This window comes from Bradyrhizobium sp., from assembly GCF_036009065.1.
In the GTDB taxonomy this organism is placed as follows: domain Bacteria; phylum Pseudomonadota; class Alphaproteobacteria; order Rhizobiales; family Xanthobacteraceae; genus Bradyrhizobium.
In genome coordinates this window covers 1-1,858 of record NZ_DASYMN010000016.1, presented here as the reverse complement: position 1 = coordinate 1,858, position 1,858 = coordinate 1, and the positions used below count along the sequence as shown (strand labels likewise).

The following is a 1,858-nucleotide window of genomic DNA, read 5'->3' as shown; positions in this document are numbered from 1 at the left end:
CCGTGGCATCAACGGCCCTGTGCGGAGGTGGCTGCGTGCTGGCAAGGCCCACGCGGTCCTGGCAGGTGATGCTTATTTTGTAACAGCCCAGGTCGCGGGCGGTCACGCAACCCTGAGGTCTGCGATCAGGCGATCTGGGTTGGCGTTGAGGGTTTGCAGGATATCCCAGCCCTGCTTCCTCGCCGTCGACAGCAGCGAGCGGATCACGGCAAAATCCATCGCCCCCTCCATGGAGCGGAAGCCGCCGGAGATCTTCTGGCGCAATTTCATCATCCGCCCGTCGCGTTCCGCCAGGTTGTTGCTGAACGGCACAAGCGGGTCGGTGAGACAGCGCAGCCCGTCGGTTTTTCGGCTGCCGAGCCGCAACAGCAGGTTGTGGCCAACCCGGCGTGGCGGCCGGCCGCGAGGTTTGCCTGTGCCGACAGCGCGGACCAAGGCCGGTTGCGTGTCATGGAATGCCAGACCCTCCGCCAGGATCGTGTCATAGCATCGCTCGAACAACGCGATCAGGCCCGGCTTCAACGGCACGCCCCGCTCACGCGCGAGGTTGCTCGCGTGGCAGGCGCGGCGCAGCAGGCGCTGCATCCGGCGCGCCCAGTCCTCTTGTTCGATGTCGACCAGCGCCTTCAGTTCGCGCAGATGATGCGCGTTGCACAGCGCGTGCCGCACGCCGGTCATCGTGTAGTACGGCTTCCAGTGGTCATGCACGACGATGCCGGTGACGTTCGCCAGCAGGCTGCCGCGCTTGGGCGAGACCCGGTAGAAGGTGAGCCGGAGGGTCGAGGCGATGTGCAGCCACTGCGTCTTGCCGCCGATGCGGAAGCCGGTTTCGTCCAGGTGCTTGAGCGCCGCCGCCGCGACCAGGTCGCGCACGGCATCAGCGAAACCCGCGTAGCGCCCGGCACAGTCCCGGCTGATCCGCGCAATGGTCGCAGCCACCAGCGTGACCCCGAACAGATCGGCCATCAGCATGGCCAGACGCTTCTCAGGCAGCCGTTGATAGTGCAGCAAATACAGCACAAAGCCAGCGATCCGCGGGCCATATTGCACCGGCGCCGTAACCCCGTCAGGGAAGGCGGCTCGCGTCTGTGCGCCGCAGGCGGTACAGCGGCAGCCATGCGCGCGGTGTTCGGTGACGATCAGCGGCCTCGGTTCCGGCAAATCGAACACCTGTCGGGCGACGTGATCAGTCGCCGTCGCCGCGGTCAACGCCTCGCCACACCCGGCGCAGACAGCCAGATAAGGGTTGATCGTGGCATCAGGGGTTTCCGTGCGGCGCAACGTCTTGCCCGGATGACCCGGCTGACCGCCGGTCGTCTTGCCGGTTGGCTCACGTAGGCTATTGACCCGCGGCGGCTTCTTCAATCCGTCGCTGGACGGCGGCTTGCCGCTGTTGCGGCTGTTCAGCCCGAGACGGCGCTCCAGTTCCGCCAACCGCGCCGTCAGCACCGCATTCTCGGCGCGCAGCCGCGCATTCTCGGCCTGCAAGGCCGCAATCACCGCATCGCTGTTCGTCGCGACCGGGGCGCTATCTCCGCAGGGGGTGTCATCGGGCGGTGCCATCGACACGTTGACCCGTACTCGCCCGTGACTTGTCAATACCCCTCGTCACAGCCGTGACCTAGGCTGTTACCAAAAAAGAGATGTGGTGATGTCCGCGGGCGGACTTGACCCGCGGCTCCGCATGGCGTTGAAAGCGCCTCGGCGAGCCTGTAGCTCAGTTGGTAGAGCACGAGACTTTTAATCTTGGGGCCGTGGGTTCGAATCCCACCGGGCTCACCAAACCAATGGCGACGTCGCCTGTCGACCGGATCTAATGGCTGACAGGCTGTCGGCTGATGACGCATCGCAGATTACG

General features: G+C 65.6%; 1 protein-coding gene and 1 tRNA gene. One reads left to right on the top strand and one right to left on the bottom strand.

The window, feature by feature from the left end:
- Nucleotides 1–102 precede the first annotated feature (102 nt).
- Nucleotides 103–1,563 carry an IS66 family transposase gene (gene tnpC, locus VGP39_RS00670; RefSeq protein ID WP_327566184.1) on the bottom strand — a complete coding sequence of 487 codons (1,461 nt, stop codon included), beginning with the start codon at nt 1,561–1,563 and terminating at the stop codon, nt 103–105.
- Nucleotides 1,564–1,706: 143 nt separating this feature from the next.
- Between tnpC and VGP39_RS00665 the strand changes: the two genes are divergently transcribed.
- Nucleotides 1,707–1,782, top strand: a tRNA-Lys gene (locus VGP39_RS00665).
- The last annotated feature ends 76 nt before the right edge of the window (nt 1,783–1,858 follow it).

Excerpts from the sequence above, each read along its gene's own strand:
- tnpC (WP_327566184.1), bottom strand. The coding sequence starts at position 1,563 with ATGGCACCGCCCGATGACACCCCCTGCGGAGATAGCGCCCCGGTCGCG.